General features: G+C 49.2%; 2 tRNA genes and 1 rRNA gene. All 3 read left to right on the forward strand.

Annotated features, from left to right (window positions below):
* A 16S ribosomal RNA gene (locus AWV70_RS06835) occupies positions 1-87 on the forward strand; the annotation flags it as partial.
* Between the two features lie 135 nt (positions 88-222).
* Positions 223-299: transfer RNA gene (locus AWV70_RS06840), tRNA-Ile, on the forward strand.
* 10 nt (positions 300-309) lie between these two features.
* Positions 310-385 (forward strand) — tRNA-Ala (locus AWV70_RS06845).
* The last annotated feature ends 456 nt before the right edge of the window (positions 386-841 follow it).

Genomic DNA, 841 nt, shown 5'->3' on the forward strand with positions numbered 1-841 from the left:
AGCCAGCCGCCGAAGGTGGGACAGATGATTGGGGTGAAGTCGTAACAAGGTAGCCGTATCGGAAGGTGCGGCTGGATCACCTCCTTTCTAAGGATAATTACGGAATATGAACCTCAGGTTCATACGTTGACGTTTTGCGTTCAGTTTTGAAGGTTCGTTGAAAAGTGGAAAGCACTATTATGTGTTGGAAACAGGACGAGAGAAACTTCATAATCCCGGAAGGGGCCTATAGCTCAGCTGGTTAGAGCGCACGCCTGATAAGCGTGAGGTCGGTGGTTCGAGTCCACTTAGGCCCACCATTTATATTCCGGGGCCTTAGCTCAGCTGGGAGAGCGCCTGCCTTGCACGCAGGAGGTCAGCGGTTCGATCCCGCTAGGCTCCACCAATTACTCTATTGAGAGTGATTTGTTCTTTGAAAACTGGATAAAACGACATTGAAGCAAGATAGAAAAGCCGAAGCAACCGTTCAGGTGCGACAGGCATAAGATGGATCGGCGAAGCGGCGCTTTTTGCCGCGTAGTTGATACACCTTATGACCCAAGCAACTGGTTGCCGAGGCTGGACAAAACATCAAGTAATCAACCGAGTCGATCACTTTGTGATTGAACAATACTTTTTTAACGATTATTAGTGCATATCGCTATGCATTGGTAGTCGCCCGAGGATTGCGAGAAGCAAGCAGTGCTAAGAAGCGATGGATAGAGGGAAGGAGCGTACTTCAGTACGTGACTGACTGATCGACTGAGCTGACAACGCAATGCGCAGCTTATCGAAATCCGTATAAAGGTTAAGTTAGAAAGGGCGCACGGCGGATGCCTTGGCACTAGGAGCCTATGAAGGA

Origin of the sequence: Sporosarcina koreensis (genome assembly GCF_001531445.1) — a bacterium.
Taxonomy (GTDB): domain Bacteria; phylum Bacillota; class Bacilli; order Bacillales_A; family Planococcaceae; genus Sporosarcina; species Sporosarcina koreensis_C.